The sequence below is a fragment of the Burkholderia sp. BCC0405 genome, from assembly GCF_902833075.1.
Lineage (GTDB): Bacteria > Pseudomonadota > Gammaproteobacteria > Burkholderiales > Burkholderiaceae > Burkholderia.
The window spans coordinates 106,266-128,644 of the sequence record NZ_CADFEO010000005.1; the positions used below are offsets into that span (position 1 = coordinate 106,266).

Below are 22,379 nucleotides of genomic sequence, written 5' to 3' on the forward strand. Positions count from 1 at the left end.
CGCGATTCGACCCCGGGCATCCGGCCAGCCGGACCGGGGCTTGCCCGAACCGATACCCGACCTCGGCACCGACGTGCCGCCGCCCGCCGCCATGGACCAACCGAAACGCATCCTGATCGTCGAGGACGACGCCGACATCGCCGACGTGCTGAGCCTGCACCTGCGCGACGAGCGCTACGAGGTCGTGCACAGCGCGGACGGCGCCGAGGGCCTGCGCCTGCTCGAGCAGGGCGGCTGGGATGCGCTGATCCTCGACCTGATGCTGCCGGGCGTGGACGGCCTCGAAATCTGCCGGCGCGCACGCGCGATGACGCGCTATACGCCGATCATCATCACCAGCGCCCGGTCGAGCGAGGTGCACCGGATCCTCGGCCTCGAGCTTGGCGCCGACGACTATCTGGCCAAGCCGTTCTCGGTGCTCGAACTCGTCGCGCGCGTGAAGGCGCTGCTGCGGCGCGTCGATGCGCTCGCGCGCGATTCGCGGATCGACGCGGGCACGCTCGACGTCGCGGGGCTGGCGATCGACCCGATCGCGCGCGAGGCGAGCGTGGACGGCGTGCGCATCGATCTCACGCCGCGCGAATTCGACCTGCTGTATTTCTTCGCACGGCACCCGGGCAAGGTGTTCTCGCGGATGGACCTGCTCAATGCCGTGTGGGGCTACCAGCACGAAGGCTACGAACACACGGTCAATACCCACATCAACCGGCTGCGCGCGAAGATCGAGGCCGATCCGGCCGAGCCCGTGCGGATCCTCACCGTATGGGGCCGCGGCTACAAGCTCGCCGCGCCGGGCCAGCGGGACGCATGATGAAGCTCACCCTCACCCAGCGGCTGTCGCTCGTGTTCTCGGTGCTGCTGCTTGCGTGCTCGGGCGCGTCCGCGTGGCTGCAGATCCGCGCGAACGACATGCGCGAGCAGGAGGTCGTGCAGGGGCTGTCGCGCGACCTGGCCGCCAATATCGTCAACAGCGTGACCCACAGCGCGCCGCTGATGGATGCGAACGGGCTGCGCCCGGATGCCGTGCGCACGCTGTTCGGCCAGTTGATGGGCGTGAACCCGAGCGTCGAGGTGTACCTGCTCGACAACGCGGGGCGCATCAAGGGCGACGATGCGCCGCCCGGCCACGTGAAGCGCGACCGCGTCGATCTCGCGCCCGTGCGGCGCTTCATCGCGGGCGAGCCGCTGCCGATCCTCGGCGACGACCCGCGCAGCCTCGACGCGCGCAAGGTGTTCAGCGCCGCGCCGCTGCAGCGCGCGGGGCAGCCGCCGTCGGGCTACATCTACGTGGTGCTGCTCGGCGAGGCGCACGACCGGCTGGCCGCGCGCGTCGACGCCGGCAACGTACTGCGCACGACACTGTGGTCGATGGCGCTGGTCGCGCTGCTCGGCCTGCTCGCGGGCCTCACCGCGTTCAGCTTCATCACGCGCCCGCTGCGCCGGCTGACGGATGCGATGCGCCGCTTCGACGCGAACGGCACGCCCGACACGCAGCCGCCGGTGCCGCGCTCGCCGCCGGGCCGCCGTGGCGACGACATCGTCGTGCTCGAATCCGCGTTCGCGCAGATGGCCGACCGGATCGGCGACCAGTGGCGCGCGCTGACGCACCAGGACCAGCAGCGGCGCGAACTGATCACGAACATCTCGCACGACCTGCGCACGCCGCTCACGTCGCTGCATGGCTATCTCGAGACGCTGTCGCTGAAGTCCGACACGCTCGCCGAACCCGAACGGCGGCGCTACCTGTCGATCGCGCTCGCGCAGAGCGCGAAGGTCGGCCGGCTCGCGCAGGCGCTGTTCGAGCTCGCACGGCTCGAATCGGGCGGCGTGCAGGCCGAGCGCGAGCCGTTCTCGCTCGTCGATCTCGTGCAGGACGTGTTCCAGAAATTCGAGCTGACCGCGCAGGCGCGCGGCGTCGCGCTGCATGCGCGGATTCCGCCGCGGGTGCCGGTCGTGTCGGCCGATCTCGGGATGATCGAGCGCGTGCTGACCAACCTGCTCGACAACGCGCTGCGGCATACGCCGGCGCACGGCGAGGTCGAGGTCGCGCTGGAGCCGCGCGGCGACCGCGTGCTCGTGACTGTCGCCGATACCGGGGAAGGGATTCCGGCGGCCCGGCGCGAAGGGCTGTTCCAGCGGCCGCAGCGGCCGATGAGCGGCGGCGCGGTGACAAGCGGCGGCCTCGGGCTGCTGATCGTGCACCGGATGCTGGCGCTCAACGGCAGCAGCATCCGGCTGGTCGACCGGGCCGGGCGCGGTGCGGTGTTCGAGTTCGCGCTGGTGGTGGCTGCGCCTGCTGTCGGCGACGGGCGCTGACCATCGTCGATGCCCGCGTTCAACCGCCCCGCTTGCGCCGCACGTCGCTCGGCGTCCTGCCGGTCCAGCGCTTGAACGCGTGACGGAACCCCACCGCGTCGCTGAAGCCGAGCGTCAATGCGATGTCCTCGGTGCTGAGCGTGGTCGTGGTCAGGTAGTCGATCGCCAGCGCCTTGCGCACGCTCGTCAGCAGTTCACTGTACGACGTGCCTTCGGCCTCGAGCTTGCGGCGCAGCGTGCGCGCGGTGATGCACAGCGTCCGTGCGATCGCGTCGAGGTCCGGGAACTGCCCCGGCATGCGCGTGAGTTCCTGGTAGACGCGGCGCGTGACGCCCGACTGGGTGCGCAGTTCGTCGAGCAGCCGCGCGCAGTGCGACGACACCTGCGCGGCGGTGATCGGGTTCGCGAGCTGCGGTGCGCGCGTGAGCCACGCGGCCGGGTAGCTGAGCACGTTGCGCGGCTGGCCGAACGCGAGCGGGCATTCGAGCGCGTCGGACAGCATGGCTGCGTGCGGCGGCTCCGGCTGCGTGAACTGCGCACGCGCCGGCACGCACCACGCGCCCATCACGTCCTTGATGATCGTCACGTGCAGCGCGAACTGCATGTCGATCAGGAAGCGGTACAGCGGCTCGTCGAGACAGGGCAGCGGCATGGTTTCCCGGTCGGGAAACAGCCACGAAACCGTGTCGTCCTGCACGACCCAGCCGATTTCGAGCATGGGGTTCGCGAGCTGGTGGTATTTGACGGCCGAGTCGAACGCGTGGGCCATCGATTCCGAGCACAGCATCGCGTAGCCGTACATTCCGTAGCTCGACGCGTGCAGCCGGTGCCCGACCCGCACGCCGAGATCCGGCTTGCCGTAGGCGCGGATCGCGTTGCCCGCGGCGGTCAGGAACTGCCGGGACGACGTGAGCGTGAACGGATCGGCGATCGCGGCGGGATCGAGACCGGTCCCCGCCAGCACGGCGGCGGCGTCGAGCCCCAGGTCCGACGCGACCTGCAGCAGGACCGCGTGCTTGGACGGCGAGAAGCACTTCTCGCGCAGCATGGCGGGCAGCGCGGCGTCGGGCGACCGATCGCCGGGGGGCCGTGTCCTGGCCGGTTTCAACGGCGCGTCGCGCAGCATGGGTGAGTCCTGAGTCCGATTCGATACCGATTCCAGGTACGCGATTCTGCCCTCGAATGCGCCGGGTCGCCACAGGGTTCACCCTGAGTCCGGCCGCCGCCCGTGGGCCGGACCGTCTGCCGCGCATGGCGCCGGCGCGCCGTCTTGCCCGATGTCGGCTACTTTCCCGTGTGTCGAGGCGCGCCCGTCTCGCCGAGCAACGTCAGAATTTTGTCGGTGACGAGTTCGGCCCATCGGCGATATTGATTCGGCCCGGGATGGTACCGGTCGATTGCCATCTCGGCGGGATTCGCGGCCCACTCGAGCGACACGTAACGTCGCGCGGGATGGAGGTCGACCCAGCGCTGCAAGATCCGGTCGAGTCGAATGGCGTAGCGGCCGAGGTACCACCGCAGCGGATGCGGTGCGGCCGGCAGGATGCGCAACGGCGGCAATCCCGTCACGACGATGCCGGCGGCGCCGGTTCGCAGTCCGAGATGATCCGCGAGCGCGATATAGTCGCGGATGAATTGCCCCGGCTTGCGCTGGGACGTGACGTCGTTCGTGCCGAGCGCCGTGACGAGGTAGTCGGCCGGCCCGATCGTGCTGCACATCGACAGCTTCAACGCCTCGTCCGTATTGACGCCGGACTTCGCGATCAGTTGCCATTCGACCCGTCGGCCCGTGGCGCGTGCCAGGAGCCGTGCAACCGGCTGCGCCAGTGCCTGTTCCTGCTCGTCCACGCCCACGCCCGCCGCCGAAGAATCGCCGACCACCAGGATGCGCAGGGGCGCCGTCGAACCATCGTCCGCGCCCTCGCTCCCGTTACGGGGACCGTTGGCCTCGGGCAGGCGCAGCGCGGTTCTGCGCAACCAACGCGCCTGAGCCAGCAGGATCGGGCCAAGCGCGTACTTGTATAGCGTCAACATGGAGCAAGAAGATCGAGGGGATGCGCTTTTGCAGTGAAGAATCGCGGAGGCTACGCGACTTCGTTCAGAAAGGCCAGCGTGGCCGCGATATCGGTCTTGTCGCGCGGGATCTTCCGATGACCTTGCTTGCGTGTCCGTTTCGATCATCTTTACGGCCGCATCGATCATTTGCAAAGCACGGCCGGCGGGCGATAGTCGGCCTTCGTGAGACGACCTGCGCCCAAGCGGCACGGGGTGTCGACCGAGCGGCGCCAGCATCGATCCGGGAGCGGTTCCCGCGATGCGCGAAGCCTGCGCGCCGGCCGCACAAGGATACCTACATGATCAAGAGACACTGGACCGCGTCATATGGCGCGATCCCCGCCGAGATCGATCCCGATCGCTTTCCTTCCGTCAGCGCGCTGCTGGACGACGCGATGCGCCGGTTCGCCGACAAGCCGGCGTTCCGCGCGTCGGGCCGCACGCTCACCTATGCCGACGTCGACCGCCTGTCGACCGCGCTGGCCGCGTATCTGCAGCAGGTCGCGGGCGTCCGCAAGGGCGATCGCGTGGCCGTGATGCTGCCCAACGTGCTCGCGTTTCCGGTCGTCTTCATCGCCGTCGCGAAGATCGGCGCGATCCAGGTCAACGTGAACCCGCTCTATACGGCGCGCGAACTCGAGCATCAGCTCGATGACGCGGGCGTCGAAGTCGCCGTGGTGTGCGGCGGGTCGATGGGCACGTTCGCCGAAGTGGCCGGCGGCACGCGCGTGCGCACCGTGCTGAGCGTCGGGCGCGGCGATCTCGGCGTCGTCGATGCGCCGGCCGGCGCGTGCGACGCTCTGCCGCCCGGTTCGATCCCGCTCGCGGCTGCCATTGCCGCCGGGGAGTCGCTCGCGCTCGAACCGGTCGCGCTCGGCGGCGCGGACCTGCTGCTGCTGCAGTACACCGGCGGCACGACCGGCCTGTCGAAGGGCGCCGCGCTGTCGCACCGCAACCTCGTCGCGAACATCGAGCAGTTCGGGGCGATCGTGCCGGCCGCGCGCGCGCCGGGCGAGGAGGTCGTCGTCACGGCGATCCCGCTGTATCACATCTTCGCGCTGACGGTGAACTTCCTGTCCTACTTCGCGATCGGCGCGCAGAACTGGCTGGTTGCGAACCCGCGCGACATGGACGGCTTCATCGACGTGCTGAAGGCCGCGCGGCCGACGGTGTTCGTCGGCGTGAACACGCTGTACGCGGGGCTCGCCGGCCATCCGCGCCTGACGGAAGTCGACTGGTCGCGGCTGAAGCTGTCGGCCGGCGGCGGCGCGGCCGTGATCGACGTGATCTCGTCGCGCTGGCAAGCGGTGACGGGCAACTTCATCCGCGAGGGCTACGGGCTGTCGGAAACGTCGCCGGTCGTGTCGTTCAACCCGCAGTCGATCGACGCGTTCACGGGCACCACCGGCGTGCCGCTGCCGTCGACCGACGTGAAGCTGCTCGACGAACAGGACAACGAGGTGGCGATCGGCGACGCGGGCGAGATCTGCGTGAAGGGGCCGCAGGTGATGGGCGGCTACTGGCGCAAACCGGATGCGAATGCGGCCGCGTTCACGGCCGACGGCTATTTCCGCACCGGCGACGTCGGCGTGTTCGACGCAGCCGGTTTCCTGCGGATCGTCGACCGCAAGAAGGACATGATCATCGTGTCGGGCTTCAACGTGTACCCGAACGAAGTGGAAGCCGTGGCTACCGCGGCGCCGGGCGTCGCCGAATGCGCCTGCATCGGCGTGCCGGACGCGCGTACCGGCGAGGCCGTGAAGCTGTTCGTGGTGCTGGCGCAGGATGCCGACGTGACGGAGGAACAACTCGTCGCGCATTGCCGCCAGAGCCTCGCGGGCTACAAGGTGCCGAAGCTCGTTCGCTTCGTCGACCGGCTGCCGAAGTCGACCGTCGGCAAGATCCTGCGCCGGGAACTCAGCCGCACCGACTGATGGCGTCGAAGCGCCGCGCGGCCGCGGCTGCGCGGCCCGGCGCGCCGTAGGCCCCGAAGCAGACGCGCGGGCCGCTCAAGTACAATGCGAGCGGTTCGATCGACGGGGACGCGATGACCGGTTCAGATTCACTTTCCGCCCAGCCCGGGCGTGCGCTGCCGTCGCCGAGCGCGACGGTGCCGATCTCGCTCGTCAATGGCTTCCTCGCGAGCGCGGGCGTGCAGCGCGACATCGTCGAGCGCTACCTGCGCGGGGCCGGCATCCCGATCGAGCTGCTCGGCGAGCCGCACGCGCGCGTGACGGAGGAGCAGTTCTCGACGCTGTACCGCACGCTCGCGATCGACCTCGACGACGAGATGCCCGGCATCTTCTCGCGCCCGCTGCGCGGCGGCACGCTGAAGTACCTGTGCCTGAGCCTGCTCGATGCGCGCAACCTCGAAACGGCGCTGCATCGCTTCGGGCAATTCTTCCATATCCTGCTCGACGATTTCTTCGTCGAATCGAAGCGCGACGGTCTCGTCGCGCAGGTGCTGCTGCGCCCGAACGACGCCATCGGCCCGATCGGCGCGCTCGGCCAGGAACTGATGCTCAAGCTCGTGCATGGCGTGTGCTCCTGGCTGATCGGGCAGAAGATCCCGCTGCTGCGGATCGAGTTCGCGTGCCCGCGGCCGCGCCATGCGGTCGATCACCTGTACTTCTTCACCGGTTCCGTGCAATTCGATTGCGAGCGCACGCTGATGCGTTTCAGCGCGGACTACCTCGATGCGCCGATCCGGCAGAGCAAGCGCAACCTGCGCAAGTTCCTTGCGCGCGCACCGGGCGACTGGATCTTCGAATCGTTCAGCGAACAGCGGGTGTGCCATCGCGTGCGGCAGTACCTGTCGGAAGCGTTGCCCGACCTGCCGGCGATCGACCAGGCGGCCGAGCACCTGCATTGCTCGGTGCGCACGCTGAGCCGCCACCTGGCTGCCGAAGGGACGACGTTCCAGGTGCTCAAGGACGAACTGCGGCGCGACATCGCGATCCAGCGGCTGACCGACACGCCCGACACGATCGCGGCGATCGGCGCCGACATCGGCTTCGACGATCCGAGCGCGTTCCATCGCGCGTTCCGGCACTGGACCGGGAGCACGCCGGGCACTTACCGGCGGCGCGCGTAACGCGTCGGGCGTCGGGCGTCGCTTCAAGGTAGCCGCTTCCCATAATCGGCTACCTTCTCGCGTTCCCATGGATGGCTCCCATGCGCGACGTGACCGGACTCGCGTGTTCATCGACGGGTGCGCGGCGCGCGCAGCAGTTTGACCAGATCGACGACCGACGGGACCAGTCCGGCCAACAGCAACGCGGCAAGTACCAGGTAGTCCGGTGTCTCGCGAATCACGGCTGCGAGCGCGCCGTTCGTCGCGGGAAACCAGACCGCATGAATCAGGCAGTACGCGACGAACGCTGCATCGGCGATCGTCAGCCCGACAGCAACCGTCAGGAGGCCGAAGATCCGCGCCACACGCCGCCGCGATCCATGACGCGCGTTCACTGCGTGCTGCGCAGCCGGTAGCCGACGCCGCGCATCACCTCCGGCATCCCCGACGCGCCCGCGCATTCGAGCTTCTTGCGCAGCCGGCTGATATGGCTGTCGACGGTACGCTCCAGCGCATCGACGTCGGCGAGGCAGGCGTCGATCAGTTCGCTGCGCGTGAACACGCGGTTCGGCGAGCCGGCCAGGTGCGCGAGCAGCCGGAATTCGGTCAGCGTCAGCGACACGCCGGTTTCTCCGGCGTCCGTGCGGACCGTGGTCAGGTAGCTTTGCGTGTCGATTTCAAGGTTGCCGACCTTGATGAAGCGTCCCGACGCGGCTGTTTCGACGCGACGCAGGATCGCACGGATGCGCGCGACCACCTCGGCCGGATTGAACGGCTTCGTGATGTAGTCGTCGGCGCCGAAGCGCAGCCCCTGCAAGCGATCGATCTCGCGGTCGAGCGCCGTGATGATGACGATCGGCGTGTCGCCGCGGCGTCGCAGTTCGACCAGGACTTCCCAGCCGTCCTTCTGCGGCATCCTGACGTCGAGCAGGATCAGGTCGGGCTTCAACACGGGCTGCACGTCGAGCACGGCCTGGCCGTGGCCGACGCGGTAGGTGCGAAAGCCGTCGTGGGCGAGGTAGGCGTCGAGTATGTCGGCGATCTCCGGATCGTCTTCGGCAATGAGTATCAGAGGGTTCATCGGGTTCACTGGAAGTGAGCGTGACCGGTAGGCGGGCCGGCGGCGCGGCACGTGCGCCGCCGGACTTCACCGTGCTTTCAGTCGTCGCGAACGGATCGGCGACGGCTCATGGCTCAGTGGTTCGCCACGTTGTTGGCGGGCGGCACGTCGGTGTCGATCAGCCCGCCGCCGAGCGCCTTGTAGAGCGCGACCGCGTTGTTCAGTTCGGCGTTGCGCAGATCCAGCAACGCCTGGCGCGCGGCATACAGCTGCCGCTGCGAGTCGAGCAGCTCCAGCCGATCCTCGATGCCGGCGCGATAGCGCAGGTTCACGAGATCGGTGCGGCGCTCGGCGCTCTTGACGACCTTCGTCTGCGCGTCGATCTGGCGGCTGAAGGTCTCGCGCCCGGCGAGGCCGTCGGCCACTTCGCGGAACGCGGTCTGGATCGCGCGTTCGTACTCGACGACCGCGCTGGACTTGCGCACTTCCGCGAGATTCAGCTCGGAACGCAGCCGGCCGCCCTGGAAAATCGGCAGCGTGACCTGCGGCGCGAAGCTCCACACGCGCTGGCCGCCGTCGAACAGGCTGCCCAGCCCCGGGCTGAGGAAGCCGATCGACGAGGTCAGCGACAGGCGCGGGAAGAACGCCGCGCGCGCCGCGCCGATATCGGCGTTGGCGGCGACGAGGTTCTGCTCGGCCTGCTGGATGTCCGGCCGGCGGTACAGCAACTCCGACGGCAGCCCGGCCGGCAGTTGCGTCATCACCGGCTGGCGTTCCAGCGACAGCGGGTCGGGCAGGGTCTTCGGCAGGTCGGTGCCCACCAGCAGCCGCAGCGCGTTGTTCGCCTGCTCGACGGCGCGCGAACGCGCCTCGAGATCGGCGCTGGCGCTCGCGACCTGGCCTTCGGCCTGCGCGATGTCCACGCCGCTGGCCTGATCCGCGAGCTTGAGCCGGCGTGCGAGATCGAGCGACTGGCGCCAGTCGCCCAGCGTGCGTTCGGACAGCGCGCGCTGTTCCTGCGCGAGGCGCTCGGCGAAATACGCGTTGGCCACGGAGCCGACGAGCGCGATCTGCACGGCGCGACGGCCGTGATCGGTCGCGAGGTAGCGCGCGAACGCCGCATCGGACAGCGACTTCACGCGGCCGAACAGGTCGATCTCGAACGCGCTGACGCCGACGTTCACGCCGTACTGGTTCTGCGTGTTTTCGAGCAGCGGCGGGTTCGATTGCGAATCGGCCGCCGTGCGCTGGCGCGTGAAGCTCGCGCCGGCGCCGATCGACGGCAGGCGCGCGGAACGCTGGATGCCGTACTGCGCTTCCGCGGCCTGGACGTTCAGCGCGGCCAGGCGCAGGTCGCGGTTGTTCTCGAGCGCGAGCTCGATCAGGCGCTGCAGGCGACGGTCGCCGAACATCGTGCGCCAGCCGAGATCGGCCGCGTTCGCGTGCTGGTCGGCCGCGGCAGCCGTCGTATAGGCGGTCGGCACCGGCATCTCGGGCCTGACCAGCTTCGGCGCCATCGAGCACGCCGACAGCGCGAGAGCGGCGGATACCGCAGCGGAAAGAATGAGTAATCGCATGGCATCAACCTTCATGTTCGTGGGTCACGGCGGCGGGCTGCTTGCCGGATGCGCGCCATGCCGAGAGGCGTTCCTGGATGCTCATCACGAACACATGGAAAACCGGAACGAAGAAAATGGCCAGCACGGTGGCGGTCACCATGCCGCCGAACACGCCGGTGCCGATCGCGTGCTGCGTTTCGGCGCTCGCGCCGGTCGCGATCATCAGCGGTACGACGCCGAGGCCGAACGCGAGCGAGGTCATCAGGATCGGGCGCAGGCGCAGCTTCGATGCCTGCACGGCCGACTCGATCAGCCCCATGCCTTCCTCGCGCAACTGCTTCGCGACCTCCACGATCAGGATCGCGTTCTTCGCCGACAGGCCGATCACGGTGATCATCCCGACCTTGAAGAACACGTCGTTCGGCAGCCCGCGGAGCATCACGGCGCCGAGTGCGCCGATCAGGCCGAGCGGCACCACCAGCATCACCGACAACGGAATCGCCCAGCTCTCGTAGAGCGCCGCGAGCACCAGGAACACGACGACCATCGACAGTGCCATCAGCATCGGCGCCTGCGAAGCCGACTCGCGCTCCTGCAGCGACTGGCCGGTCCACGCCACCGTGAAGCCCGGCGGCAACTGCGCGGCCAGACGTTCCATCTCGGCCATTGCCGCGCCGCTGGAGTAGCCGGGGGCCGAGCCGCCGGAGATCCGTGCGGACGGATAACCCTGGTAGCGCACCATCTGCAGCGGGGTTTCCGACCAGACCGGACGCACCACTTCGGACAGCGGCACCATGCCGCCGGTCGCGTTGCGCACGTAGAGCTTCATCACGTTCTCGATCTGCATGCGCGCCGGCGCGTCGGCCTGGATGATCACCTGCTGCATGCGGCCCGCGTTCGGGAAGTCGTTCACGTAGGTCGAGCCCATCGCGGCCGACAGCGTGTCGCTGATGGTCGTGAACGACACGCCGAGCGCTTCGGCCTTGTCGCGGTCGATGTCCAGCTTCACGCTCGTGCCGGCCGGCAGGCTGTCCGGATAGACGCCGGTCACCACCTTGCTTTGCGCGGCCAGTTCGAGCAGCCTGGTTTCGGCCGCCTTGAGCGCCGCGTAGCCCTGGTTCGCGCGATCCTGCAGGCGCATCGTGAAGCCCGAGCTGGTGCCCAGCCCGTCGATCGCGGGCGGCAACAGGCTCATGACCGTGCCTTCCGTCACGCCGCCCATCGCGGCCTGCGCGCGCATCGCTTCGTCCATCGCGGTTGCGTCTCCGCGCTTGTCCCAGTCCTTGAGCACCGCGTAGTTCAGTGCCGCGTTGGAGCCGAGGCCGGAGAAGCCGTAGCCGATGATCGAGATGCTCGATTCGATGCCCGGACGCGATGCGAGATGCTTCTCGAGCGTCTTGACCACGTCGCCGGTGCGCTCGACGGTCGAATCCGCCGGGAGCAGGAAGCCGGTCATGAAGTAGCCCTGGTCTTCCTCGGGCAGGAACGACGACGGCAGCATGCGGAAGCCGAATACCAGCGCGGCGGAAATCGCGACGAACAGCAGCATCATGCGGCCCGTGCGGCCGACCAGCCGGCCGACGCGCGTCTCGTACCATTGCGTGAGGCGGTCGAAGCGGCGGTTGAACCAGCCGAAGAAGCCGCGCTTCTCGTGGTGGCCATGCTCGACCGGCTTGAGCATCGTCGCGCACAGGGCCGGCGTCAGCGTCAGCGCGAGCAGGGCCGAGAACATGATCGACACGGCCATCGACATCGTGAACTGCTGATAGATCACCCCAACCGAACCGCTCGACAACGCCATCGGCAGGAACACGGCCGTCAGCACCAGCGTGATCCCGATGATCGCGCCGGTGATTTCCTTCATGGCCTTGATCGTCGCGTCCTTCGGCGACAGGCCTTCTTCCACCATCAGGCGTTCGACGTTCTCCACGACGACGATCGCATCGTCGACGATGATGCCGATCGCGAGCACCATGCCGAACATCGTCAGCACGTTGATCGAGAAGCCTGTCATCAGCATGACCGTGAAGGTGCCGAGCATCGCCACCGGCGCGACGATCGCCGGGATCAGCGTGTAGCGCACGTTCTGCAGGAACAGGTACATCACCAGGAACACGAGCACCATCGCTTCGATCAGCGTGTGAATCACCTTCTCGATCGAGATCTTCACGAACGGCGCGGTATCGAACGGGATCGAGTAGGTCATGCCGGCCGGCATCGTCTTGGCGATCATGTCGAGCTGCTCGCGCACGGCCTCGGCGGTCTTCACCGCATTGGCGCCCGGCGCCAGCTGCACGCCGGCGAAGGTGGCGGGCTTGCCGTTCTCGCTGTTGACGAAGGTGAACGCCTGCGGGCCGAGTTCGACCCGCGCGACATCGCCGAGCACGACCTTCGAGCCGTTCGCATTCGCGCGCAGCACGATCTTCGCGAACTGCTCCGGCGTCGTGAGCTGGCCTTGCGCGGTGAGCGGCACCGTGACGCGCTGGCCCGGCAGCGCGGGCGCCGCACCGAGGCTGCCCGGGGCGATCTGCACGTTCTGCTGGCTGACGGCCGTCGTCAGGTCGTTCATCGACAGGCCGTAGGTGATCAGCTTCTGCGGATCGACCCAGATGCGCATCGCCTGTTCGGCGCCGAACAGCTGCACCTTGCCGACGCCTTCGACACGTCGCAGGTCCTCGACGATGTTGCGCGCCATATAGTCGGCCAGCGCGTTTTCGTCGTAGCGGCCGCTGTCCGACTTCAGGCCGACGAACAACAGGAAGCCCGTGGAGGCGGATTCCACGATCACGCCGTTTTGCCGCACGACGGGCGGCAGGCGCGGCTCGACCGACTTGAGCTTGTTCTGCACCTCGACCTGCGCCATCGCCGAATCGGTGCCGGGCTTGAAGGTCGCGGTGATCTTCGCCTGGCCGGAGGTATCCGACGCCGATTCGAAGTACAGCAGGTTCCGCACGCCGGACAGCTCGCGCTCGATGAGGCTCAGCACGCTGTCGTTCATCGTCTGCGGCGTGGCGCCCGGGTAGGTGGCGGTAATGGTGACGGTCGGCGGCGCGACCGACGGATAGCGCGCAACCGGCAGTTCGGGGATGGCGATCAGGCCCAGCAGGATGATGAAGAGGGCGATCACCCACGCGAAGACCGGGCGCCGGATGAAGAATTGGGACATGACTGGAGGCTCCCCGTGACTCAGTGCGACGAAGCGGTCTTGACCGCTTCAGGCGCCTTCCATGCGGTCGCCGTCACGGCCGCGCCGTCGCTCAGGCGCTCCATGCCTTCGACGACGACCTTCTGGCCCGCCTGCAGCCCCGATTTGATGCGGTAGCTGCGGTTCGTCAGCTCGCCCAATTCGACGGCCTTCAGGTGCGCCTGGCTCTTCGCGTCGAGCACCCACACCTGCGGCTTGCCGCCCGCGCGGACGATGGCCTGCTGCGGCACGGTCAGCGCGTTGTCGAAATGCCCGCGCGGGATGCGGGCACGCACGTACATGCCCGGCAGCAGCTCGCGCTTCGGGTTGTCGACCAGCACGCGCAGCAGCACGTCGCCGGTGCCCGGGTCGACGTTGACGCCGGAGAACAGCATGCGGCCGCGCGCGTCGTAGCGCGAATCGTCGTCGCGCAGCACGTCGACCGGCAGCCCGTTGCCGGCGGTGTCCGGCTGGGCCGCGAGCGCGCCGCGCAGCGATTCGAGCGATGCGGCCGGCTGGCGCACGTCCACGTAGACCTGGTCGATCTGCTGGATGCGCGCCATCGGCTGGCTGTCGCTGCTCGCGACCAGCGCACCCTCGGTCACGAGGGCCTGGTCGATGCGGCCCGTGATCGGCGCCTCGACGGTCGCGAACTTCAGGTCGAGCTGGCGGCGGGCGAGCGTCGCACGGGCCTGCGCGACGTCGGCGGCGGCCTGATCGCGTTGCGATACCGAATCGTCGTACACCTGGCGGCTGATCGCGTCGGCCTCGACCAGCGGTTTAAGACGGGTGGTCTGCACCTTGGCCCGCTCGAGCGCGGCTTCCGCGCGTTGCAGGGCCGCCGCGGCCGTGTCCATGTCGGCCTTGAACGGCGCCGGGTTGATCTGGAACAGCGGCTGGCCGGCGCGCACTTCCGTGCCCTGCTCGAACAGCCGCCGCTGCACGATGCCGCTGACCTGCGGCCGGATCTCGGCGATCCGGACGGCCGCGACGCGGCCCGGCAGGTCTTCGGTCAGGTCGAGGGGGGCGCCGGCCAGCGTCATCGCCGCAACCGGGGTGGCCGGCGCGGCGGCCTGCTGTTCGGCGGGCCCGCAGCCCGCCAGCATCGCCGCCACCAGCGCGCACACGGCGCCGTAGCAGGCTCGTTTCTGAATTTTCATGTGGACTCCATGAGACGCAGGCACCCAACGGCCCGCATTGTCGGATCGCAGTGTGCGTGCGCCCGATGGAGTTTTTTGTGCGGAAAGATGGAGGTTTGATGGAGGGGAAGGCCATGCGGGAGGAAGGCGGAAGCGGCGGGGCCGCTACCTTGCTTTGAAGCCGCCGGCTCCCATAACCGGCAACCTTCGTGCGCTCCCATGAACGACACCCGTCGGCGATGCCGACGGCGACCGTCGTGCAGACGTGCGACGCGAGGGCTTCGAAGCCGGCCGGTCAGGCCGCGACCGAGGCGGCCGCCGCGCGCACCTTTGCCGCGCGCAGATGCCGATCGCGATCGGCCAGCCAGTCCTTCCGCTCGCCGCGCCAGCCCACCGCATGGATGCGATCCATCTGGCGAGCGGCCAGGGTTGCCGCGCAGGCCAGGCCGGAGAGCGGGATATCGAGCAGGCGCCAGTGGCCGGCATGCGGCGTATCGACCTCGCGGAATGCCCCCGCGAGCGGCGCCAGCGCATCGAGCGTGGCGCCGTGTCCGGTCCCGCACGCATTCGAGATGCTGTCCAGCCGAAGCTGGTCGCGCGATGCCGGATCGGCGAGCGCGCCGGTCTGCGCCTTGCCCAGCCCGATCGGGCCACGGGCGATCGCGATGACGATCCAGATCCCGGCATGGCCGACCACGACGTCGAGCCCGTCCAGCCCGTCGCAGCCCGCGACCGCGATATGGTCGGCATCGCGGTCGACCAGCGTCAGCTCGTCGGCCGCGCGGCCGGCCAGCGTCCCCAGGATCGCGCGCAGCGCCGACCGCCCGATCGCGAAGCGTCGGCCGTGCGCGCGATTCGGATGCGACCGGGCACGCCGCAGTTCGGTCTTCGACAGGTAGAGATGGCCTCGCTCGCTGGTGACGAGCTGCCATTCGCCGCGCAGTCGCCACAACAGGATTTCGCCGGGATCGGGGAGCCGCGACGGACATGACGCAAGCGTGTGCGAGCCGGTGATCGTCAGGGTGGGATAGCGCATGCCGGCCCTCGTGTCGGTGGTGAATTCAACGTGGCGTGGCGCACCGGCCGCATCATGCCCGTTGTCCGGCCTGCCGTGCTTCGTTCTCCGAAGGCTGCTGCGTGAGTTGCGTGGCGAGCGAGACGGCTTGCTCGAACGACGCCACCGCATGATGCGGAATCCCGAATGCCTTGACGGCGACTTCGCCCTGAGCGGCGACTTCCGCGCGCCGGTCGGGATCGGGTTCGACGCTGATGAGCGCCTTGCAGACGGCGCCCAGCGCCGCCTTGTTCTGCTTGAGCCAGACCGCGCGATGCTTGCGGTCGTCGTGGCTCTCGTCGGTATCGAGCTCGTCGTAGACGATCACGAACGGCTCGCCGTGGCGCATCAGCGTGTCGATCTCGCCTTCCCAGCGGGGCGCGTAGCCCGGCGTCGCGTGTTCGGCGCGAAACACGCAGACCGGAAAGCGATGGATGTCGTGTAACGCGAAATCATTCGGATTGAGAGCGGGCATCGGGATTTCTCCGGTGGATGGGCGACGCCGAAGCGTCGGGGCGCCGGGTGGCGGCGTTCAATTCGCGTTCGCTGGCGGCGCGCCGGCCTGCGCGACCGGCGGCGCGTCGCGCCAGCCGACGCCGAGCGACTTGTAGAGTGCGATCGCGCCTTGCACCTGCGCGAGCCGGCTGAGTGCGAGCGCATCGCGTGCGCGGTACGTCGCGCGCTGCGCCGTCAGCACCGACAGGTATTCGCCGAGGCCGTTGCGGTATAGCCGCGTCGCGCGCGACTGCGCATCCTGGCTGCTGTCGACCGCCGCGGCGAGCATGGCCTGCCGGTCGCGCGCGGCGCCGATCGCCACCAGCGCGTCCTCGACATCGCGAAACGCGCCGCGGATGCGCTGCTCGTATGCCAGCCGGGCGGCCTCGGCCGCCGCGCGCGCGGCGTCGACGCCGGCTTTCGCGCGGCCGCCGTCGTACAGCGTCTGCGTGCCGTCGAGTGCGACCGACCAGGCGACGCTCGCGCCCGAAAACAGGTCCTGCACGAGGCTCGCCGTCGTGCCGAGGCTCAGCGGGATCGCGAAATGCGGAAACTGCTCGGCGCGTGCGACGCCGATCTGCGCGGTCGCGGCGGCAAGCCGCCGTTCGGCGGCGCGAATGTCGGGGCGTTCGCGGATCACGTCCGACGGCAACGTGACGGGCAGTGCGGGCGCGACCGGCAGGGTCGCGCCGGGCGCGCTCAGCGTGTCGCGCAGCGTTTCCGGAAAACCGCCGACGAGCACGCCGATCGCGTGGGCGAGCCGCGCGACGTCCTGATGCAGCGGCGGCAAGGTCGCCTGCGCGAGCTGCAGCTCGGCACGCGCCTGCGCGACCGCGAACGACGTACCGAGGCCGCGCCGGTTCGACTGCTCGGTCAGCCGCCGCGTGGCGTCGAGGCTCGCGACGTTGTCCGTCGCGATCCGCAGCCGCTCCTGGGTCGCGCGCAGCGCCGCGTAATCCGACGCGAGCTCGGCCAGCAGGCTCACGAGGATCGCGTGGCGATCGTCGTCGAGCGCATCGATCCGCGCGTCGGCCGATTCGACCGCGCGTCGCGTGCCGCCGAACAGGTCGAGTTCCCACGACGCATCGAAGCCGAGCCGGTAGGTGCGCGACTGGCCGATCCCGGGCGGCCAGTCGAGCGCCCGTGACGAGCGTAACGCGTCGGCATTGCCGCCCGCGGTGACGGTCGGGCCGAGGCGGCTCGCGATCTGGTCGCGTTCGGCGCGCGCCTGCAGCAGCCGCTGGCGCGCGATCGCGAGATCCTGGTTGTGCGCGGTCGCCTGGTCGACCAGCGCATCGAGCCGTGCGTCGCCGAACGTGCGCCACCAGTTCTGCAACTGCGCGGGATCGGTGGTGACCGTGTCACGCGGCGCGCTCCAGCCGGGCGGGTGCGCGGGCTGCGGCGCCACGTAATCGGGGCCGACGGTCGTGCAGGCGGCCAGCGCGCACGTGCAGGCCGCGATGAAGGTACGCGCGCAGCGTGTCGCACGCAGCGCAGGGAGCGGGAATCGCATCGTCGCCATCTTCACATCCACGCGTGCAGCCACGACGCGAGCCGGCCGCGCGGCGTGCGCTCGCGTCCGCGTTCGCCGACTTCGACGCTGCACGTCATGCCTGCCGCCAGCAGCACGCCGGCCGGCACCCGGTCAATCTCGATGCGCACCGGAATGCGCTGCGCGAGCCGCACCCAGCTGAAGGTCGGATTGACCGCCGGCAGGCCGAGTTCGTCGAGCGTGCCGTTCTCGTCCGCGATGCCGCGGCCGATGCTCGTCACGTGCCCGCTCAGCAGCGGATCGAAGCCCATCAGCCGGATCGTTGCGGGCGCACCCGTCGCGATGCGGCGCAGCTTGGTTTCCTCGAAATAGCCGGTGATCCAGAAGCTGTGCGCGTCGAGCACCGAGATGCCGGGTTTGCCCTCGACCGCGTAGTCGCCGTGACGCAGGCGCAGCTGCGTCACGTAACCGTCGACCGGCGAGCGCAGCGTCGTGCGTTCGAGGTCGAGCCGGGCGACGTCGAGCGCCGCCAGCGCCTTGCGGTGCTCGGCCTGCGCGATCGCCACCGCGCGGCTCGAGCGCTGGATGTCCTCGCGCGGCACGAGATCGTCGAGGCCGGTGCGCCGCTGCGCTTCGTCGCGCTTCTGGCGCATCGCCTCGGCGGTCGCGGCGACTTGCGCTTCGGCCTGCTCCACCGCCAGCGCGAAGCGCTGCGGATCGATCCGGTACAGCACGTCGCCTTTCGCGACACGCTGGTTGTCGACCACGGCGACTTCGACGACGGTGCCCGACACTTCGGGCGCGATCCGCACGACGTGCGCGCTGACGCGCGCGTCGCGCGTCCACGGCGCGAGCACGTACGCATGCCAGAGCGCGGCGACGAGCACGATCGCGACGGCCACCGTGGCGAGCGTCAGCAGGGAGCGGAGGAGGGGTTTGAGCGACATGACGCGAGACGTTCCGACGAGGGGCTAGAAGTAGAGGATCAGCGTGGCGACCAGCACGAGCGAAATCGCGAACTCGAACAGCGCCGGATGCCACACGCGGCGCAGCACGCCGAGCCGGGCGAGCAGCGCGCGCACGACCATGTAAAGCGGCACGGTCGCGCACGCATAGACGAAGAAGGGCGGCAGGTAGATGCCGGCCAGCGGGAATTCACTGAGCATCGCGGGCGCGCTCCGGAACGGCGGTGAAATAGGCGGCGTACGTGTGCAGCAGCACGTGGACGTCGGCGAAGGCGGCCATCAGCCACTTCAGTTCGGCGTTGCCGGGCTGTGCGGCGGCGAGGCCGGCGAGGGCGTGCGCGGCGCGCCGTGCATGCCGGGCCGCGCGCGTGGGGGCGGCGGCATGCCGCGCCAGGCCGGCGAGCCCGGCGCGCACGCGGCGTCGCGCGGCGTCGGGCAGCCCGTCACGCGCGGCGCCGCGGCGGATGCGCAGCAGTTCCTTGCCGACGTGCAGCGCCGCGAGCGCCTCGATGCTCGCCTGCGTCATCGCGGCCGGCTGGCTCGCGAGCAGCGCGCCGAGCTGCGCGATGCGGTGCTGCTGGCGCTGCTGCCAGCCCGCCGCCGTGACGCGCTTGCCGGCTATGAGCGCGAGCGTGTCGTCGCGGATCGTGCGGCGCAGCCGCGTGGCGTCGGTGGCCAGGTTGCGCGGCAGGATCAGCCGGAACGTGAGCAGCGTGAGGAAGGTGGCGAGCACCCACGCGACCGACTGGTTCAGGAACAGCGCGACGTCGGGGCGGAACGGATTGGTCGCGCCGGTCAGCGTGTTGAACGCGACCAGATACGCGAGCCCCGCCAGCGAGGTCTTCGGCACGCTCGTCGCGTAGATGCCGGGCATCCAGAACAGCGCGAGTGCCGCGACGAGCAGCGGAAAGCCTTCGATGCGCGGCAGGATGCCGAACGCGCACACGAACGCGGCCGGCACGGCCAGCACCGTGCCCTTGACGAACGCCTGCGCGCCGGCGGCCGGGTTGCCGGCGGTCGCGAGCAGCGCGCAGTACGGCGCGACGACGAGCAGCATCATGTCGCCCTGGTTCCAGCCGGTCGCGAGCCAGAACGCGCCGGAGAGCGCGATCGCGCAGGCCGAGCGCACGCCGTTGCGCAGCGCGGCGCCCGTATCGCGGTGAAAGTGCACCCGGGCGGGCCGGTCGCCCGGCCGCGGGCGCTGCAATTCGACGAGCCCGTCGAGCGCCGCGCGGTAGTCGTCGATCTGTTCGATCAGCCGCTCGCCGGCAATCAGCCACGCCGCCTCGTCGCGCGGATCGCCGAGCGCGATGCCGTCGAGCGCGTCGCGCAAGCGTTCGCGCGCGTCGCCCAGCAGCGCAAGCGCGTGCGCCGCGCCGCCGGGGCCGGCGCCCAATGCATCGGCGGCGGCCTGCCACGCGGCCGCGAGGCGCGGCTGCAGCGACGCGACCGCTTGCGCGCCGGGACTGTCGGCCGGCAGCGGCGGCGTGCCGCCCGCGAGCGCGCCGAACAGCGACGCCATCCCGTGCCGCACGGCAGCCGCGCGCTGCGCGAGATCTTCCGATTCGGCCTTGCCGAGCGCGAGCAGATCGTCGATGCCGTAGATGCCGGCGAACAGCGCGTGCCGCTTGTCGTCGGCGGGCGCCGCCGCGAGGCCGTTGCGCTGCGCGGCGATGGCCCGTGCGACGTCGGCCGTGACGCGCGTCACCAGCGCTTCGAGTTTGGCGTGCACGTCGCGCGTGCCGAGCAGCATCGACACGAGGCTCAGGCACAGCACGCCGATCGCGACCGTCGAGCCGCGCCCGATCACGTGCTCGAAGGTCAGCTCGGGATGCTGCATCGCGCCGTAGGTCGCGAGGCCGATCGTGTAGCCGGCCACCACGGTGCCCGACGCGCGGAAGTGCCGCAGCAGCGTCATGCCTGCAACGCAGAGGCCGAGCCAGAACGCGAAGCCGAGGATGAACAGCAGCGGCTGCTGCGCGAAGCAGCCCATCAGCACGAACGCGACGACCATCCCCGCGATGGTGCCGACCACGCGCCACACGCCCTTGCCGATCACGGCGCCCTGCACGGGGTTGATCACGAGCAGCACCGTCGACGCCGCCGAGTACGGGGTTTCCAGTTCGAGCAGGTACGCGACGCCGAGCGCGAGCGCGGCGGCAATGACCGAGCGCGCGACATACGCGCCGCGCGGCGTGAAGATGTCGATGCGCGCGATCAGCGCCGCGGCCGCGCGATTCAGGCGGCGGGGCGGCGCCGCGACGGCGCGCGTCTGATCGGCTGCATCATGCACTGCGCTTGCTCCATGAGAAAGGACGAAGCCAGTCTACGGTCGAGCCATGCATGCGGAACAGTGACGTCTTTGCACTCGACGAGTGCGTGCGACGCATGCGTCATGCGTGCGCCGGGTGCAGCGCCGGCTGGCCCGTGCACAGCCCGCGCACGACACGTCGCAACCACTGGTGCGCGGGGTCGCTCTGGAAGCGCGGATGCCACGCCTGCGTGATCAGCACGGTTTCGAGCGGCACCGGCAGTTCGAACGCGCGCACGCCGAGCCCGGCCTGCACCGCGCGGCGCGCGAGATGTTCGGGCAGCGGCAGGATCAGGTCCGACGCCTGCAGCGCGAAGATCGCCGCATATGGCGTCGGCACGACGAGCAGCACGTGCCGCGCGAGCCCGCGCGCGGCGAGCGCGTCGTCGATCGGCCCCGCCGACTTGCCGCGCCGCGAGACGCCGATATGCGGCCAGCGCGCGAAGCGCTCGGGCGTGATGTCGTCGTCGAAGATCGGGTGGTCGTCGCGCGCGAGGCCGACGAAGGTCGTCGTGAACAGCGGCTGCACGCGAATTTCCGGCCCCAGGCGGCGCGATGCGCTGATGAACAGGTCGATGCGGCCGCTGCGCAAGGCATCGTCGTCGATGTCGTCTTCCTCGGGCGTGAAGCGCAGCATCGCGCGCGGCATCCCGCGCGCCATCTCCTCGAGCAGGCGGCTGCTGTGCAGGCCGACGAAGATGTCGTTCGCGCGCACGTTGAACTGCTTGTCGAGCGTGCCGAGATCGATTTCCGCGGACGGGGCGAGCAACTGCGACGCGCGCTCCACGGTTTCGCGCACGACGCCGCGCAGCTCGAGCGCGCGCGGCGTCGGCACCATCTTGCGGCCGGCTTGCACGAAGATCGGGTCGCCGACCGTTTCGCGGATGCGCGCGAGCGTGCGGCTCATCGCGGGCGGGCTGAGGTTCATGCGGCGTGCGGCGCCGACGACGCTCCCCTCTTCGAGCAGCGCGTCGAGCGAAATCAGCAGGTTCAGGTCGGGTGCCATCGGCTTCTCCGTGTCGTCGCGTGCATGCGGCGCAATGGTAATGCGGGATAGGCGCGCGCAGCGTGACTGCAGCGCACGCAACGATTGCGCGTGGCATCACGCGTGACGCACGCATCGGGGTGTCACTGGCCGGCGCCGGCATCGGGCGACAGCGAGCGGACGGCGGCGAATGCGCCGTTCACGTACATCAGCGGGTTCACGTCGTCGGACATCGCGACGCGCGTGACCCGTCCGACCAGGATCGAATGCGAGCCGACCTCGACCTGTTCGAGCGTGTCGCAGAAGAACGACGTCTGCGCGTTCTCGAGGTAGGGCAGGCCGGTCGCCGCGTCGGTGCGCCACGCATCGTGCGCGAAACGCGCCTCGGAGCCCGTCGTGCTGCACGCGAGCGCGAGCGGCACGTGGCAGCTTCGCAGCGCGTTCACGCAGAAGCGCCGGTGGCCGGTGATCGACGCGTGAATGCTGGCGCGCCGGTTGATGCACACCAGCACGGTCGGCGGATCGAGCGCGACCGACGTGAACGAGCTGGCGGTCAGCGCGCACGGTGCGGCCGCGGCGCCGTCGCCGCCGGTCGTGACGATCGTGACGGTGGCGGCTACGCCGCGCATCGCCTGTTTCAGTTGCTGCGCAATGTCCACGGTGTTCATCATGATGCGGTCCTGTCACGAGG

At 69.7% G+C, this 22,379-nt stretch carries 19 protein-coding genes; 4 read left to right on the forward strand and 15 right to left on the reverse strand.

Going from position 1 to position 22,379, the window contains the following annotated elements; translation table 11 throughout:
- Nucleotides 1–91 precede the first annotated feature (91 nt).
- Both HWX36_RS09885 and HWX36_RS09890 read left to right on the forward strand, forming a co-directional pair.
- Entirely contained in the window at nucleotides 92–811 is a 720-nt protein-coding gene (locus HWX36_RS09885) for a response regulator transcription factor (protein WP_175952165.1), read from the forward strand.
- Nucleotides 811–2,316 carry a HAMP domain-containing sensor histidine kinase gene (locus HWX36_RS09890; protein ID WP_175952166.1) on the forward strand — a complete coding sequence of 502 codons (1,506 nt, stop codon included), beginning with the start codon at nucleotides 811–813 and terminating at the stop codon, nucleotides 2,314–2,316. Before HWX36_RS09885 ends, HWX36_RS09890 begins: the two co-directional genes overlap by 1 nt.
- Nucleotides 2,317–2,335: 19 nt before the next feature.
- Here the strand turns inward: HWX36_RS09890 and HWX36_RS09895 are convergent, their stop codons facing one another.
- Both HWX36_RS09895 and HWX36_RS09900 read right to left on the reverse strand, forming a co-directional pair.
- Nucleotides 2,336–3,442: an AraC family transcriptional regulator gene (locus HWX36_RS09895; RefSeq protein ID WP_175951928.1), complete on the reverse strand. Its 1,107-nt coding sequence runs from the start codon at nucleotides 3,440–3,442 to the stop codon at nucleotides 2,336–2,338.
- 158 nt (nucleotides 3,443–3,600) lie between these two features.
- Nucleotides 3,601–4,518, reverse strand: a complete 918-nt coding sequence (locus HWX36_RS09900) for an SGNH/GDSL hydrolase family protein (RefSeq protein WP_244136351.1) — start codon at nucleotides 4,516–4,518, stop codon at nucleotides 3,601–3,603.
- Between the two features lie 152 nt (nucleotides 4,519–4,670).
- Between HWX36_RS09900 and HWX36_RS09905 the strand changes: the two genes are divergently transcribed.
- Nucleotides 4,671–6,305 (forward strand): AMP-binding protein, encoded by a 1,635-nt coding sequence (locus HWX36_RS09905; protein WP_175951929.1) that lies wholly within the window; start codon nucleotides 4,671–4,673, stop codon nucleotides 6,303–6,305.
- 98 nt (nucleotides 6,306–6,403) lie between these two features.
- On the forward strand, nucleotides 6,404–7,465 hold the full coding sequence (locus HWX36_RS09910; RefSeq protein WP_175952168.1) for an AraC family transcriptional regulator: 1,062 nt from the start codon (nucleotides 6,404–6,406) through the stop codon (nucleotides 7,463–7,465).
- A 107-nt stretch (nucleotides 7,466–7,572) separates the two neighbouring features.
- On the opposite strand, the gene HWX36_RS09915 is transcribed toward HWX36_RS09910, so the two are convergent.
- The 13 genes from HWX36_RS09915 to HWX36_RS09975 form a co-directional block, all read right to left on the reverse strand.
- Nucleotides 7,573–7,809 carry a hypothetical protein gene (locus HWX36_RS09915; protein ID WP_175951930.1) on the reverse strand — a complete coding sequence of 79 codons (237 nt, stop codon included), beginning with the start codon at nucleotides 7,807–7,809 and terminating at the stop codon, nucleotides 7,573–7,575.
- Between the two features lie 26 nt (nucleotides 7,810–7,835).
- Nucleotides 7,836–8,525: a response regulator gene (locus HWX36_RS09920; RefSeq protein WP_175951931.1), complete on the reverse strand. Its 690-nt coding sequence runs from the start codon at nucleotides 8,523–8,525 to the stop codon at nucleotides 7,836–7,838.
- Between the two features lie 113 nt (nucleotides 8,526–8,638).
- The gene (locus HWX36_RS09925) at nucleotides 8,639–10,081 is read right to left on the reverse strand and encodes an efflux transporter outer membrane subunit (protein ID WP_175951932.1); all 1,443 of its coding nucleotides are present in this window, start codon (nucleotides 10,079–10,081) and stop codon (nucleotides 8,639–8,641) included.
- Nucleotides 10,082–10,085: 4 nt separating this feature from the next.
- On the reverse strand, nucleotides 10,086–13,229 hold the full coding sequence (locus HWX36_RS09930; protein ID WP_175951933.1) for an efflux RND transporter permease subunit: 3,144 nt from the start codon (nucleotides 13,227–13,229) through the stop codon (nucleotides 10,086–10,088).
- 20 nt (nucleotides 13,230–13,249) lie between these two features.
- Nucleotides 13,250–14,407, reverse strand: coding sequence for an efflux RND transporter periplasmic adaptor subunit (locus HWX36_RS09935; protein ID WP_175951934.1), 1,158 nt, complete (start codon nucleotides 14,405–14,407; stop codon nucleotides 13,250–13,252).
- A 274-nt stretch (nucleotides 14,408–14,681) separates the two neighbouring features.
- Nucleotides 14,682–15,422 (reverse strand): hypothetical protein, encoded by a 741-nt coding sequence (locus tag HWX36_RS09940; protein WP_175951935.1) that lies wholly within the window; start codon nucleotides 15,420–15,422, stop codon nucleotides 14,682–14,684.
- A gap of 52 nt (nucleotides 15,423–15,474) precedes the next feature.
- Nucleotides 15,475–15,915, reverse strand: coding sequence for a hypothetical protein (locus HWX36_RS09945; protein ID WP_175951936.1), 441 nt, complete (start codon nucleotides 15,913–15,915; stop codon nucleotides 15,475–15,477).
- Nucleotides 15,916–15,972: 57 nt separating this feature from the next.
- On the reverse strand, nucleotides 15,973–17,448 hold the full coding sequence (locus tag HWX36_RS09950) for an efflux transporter outer membrane subunit (protein ID WP_175951937.1): 1,476 nt from the start codon (nucleotides 17,446–17,448) through the stop codon (nucleotides 15,973–15,975).
- An 11-nt stretch (nucleotides 17,449–17,459) separates the two neighbouring features.
- On the reverse strand, nucleotides 17,460–18,374 hold the full coding sequence (locus HWX36_RS09955; RefSeq protein WP_175951938.1) for an HlyD family secretion protein: 915 nt from the start codon (nucleotides 18,372–18,374) through the stop codon (nucleotides 17,460–17,462).
- 24 nt (nucleotides 18,375–18,398) lie between these two features.
- Nucleotides 18,399–18,593: a DUF1656 domain-containing protein gene (locus HWX36_RS09960; protein ID WP_175951939.1), complete on the reverse strand. Its 195-nt coding sequence runs from the start codon at nucleotides 18,591–18,593 to the stop codon at nucleotides 18,399–18,401.
- A complete protein-coding gene (locus HWX36_RS09965) occupies nucleotides 18,583–20,685 on the reverse strand; it encodes an FUSC family protein (RefSeq protein ID WP_175951940.1) in 2,103 nt (700 codons plus the stop codon). Before HWX36_RS09965 ends, HWX36_RS09960 begins: the two co-directional genes overlap by 11 nt.
- Before the next feature lie 100 nt (nucleotides 20,686–20,785).
- Nucleotides 20,786–21,709 (reverse strand): LysR family transcriptional regulator, encoded by a 924-nt coding sequence (locus tag HWX36_RS09970; RefSeq protein ID WP_175951941.1) that lies wholly within the window; start codon nucleotides 21,707–21,709, stop codon nucleotides 20,786–20,788.
- Nucleotides 21,710–21,831: 122 nt separating this feature from the next.
- Nucleotides 21,832–22,359, reverse strand: coding sequence for a flavin reductase family protein (locus HWX36_RS09975; protein ID WP_175951942.1), 528 nt, complete (start codon nucleotides 22,357–22,359; stop codon nucleotides 21,832–21,834).
- Nucleotides 22,360–22,379: the final 20 nt, after the last annotated feature.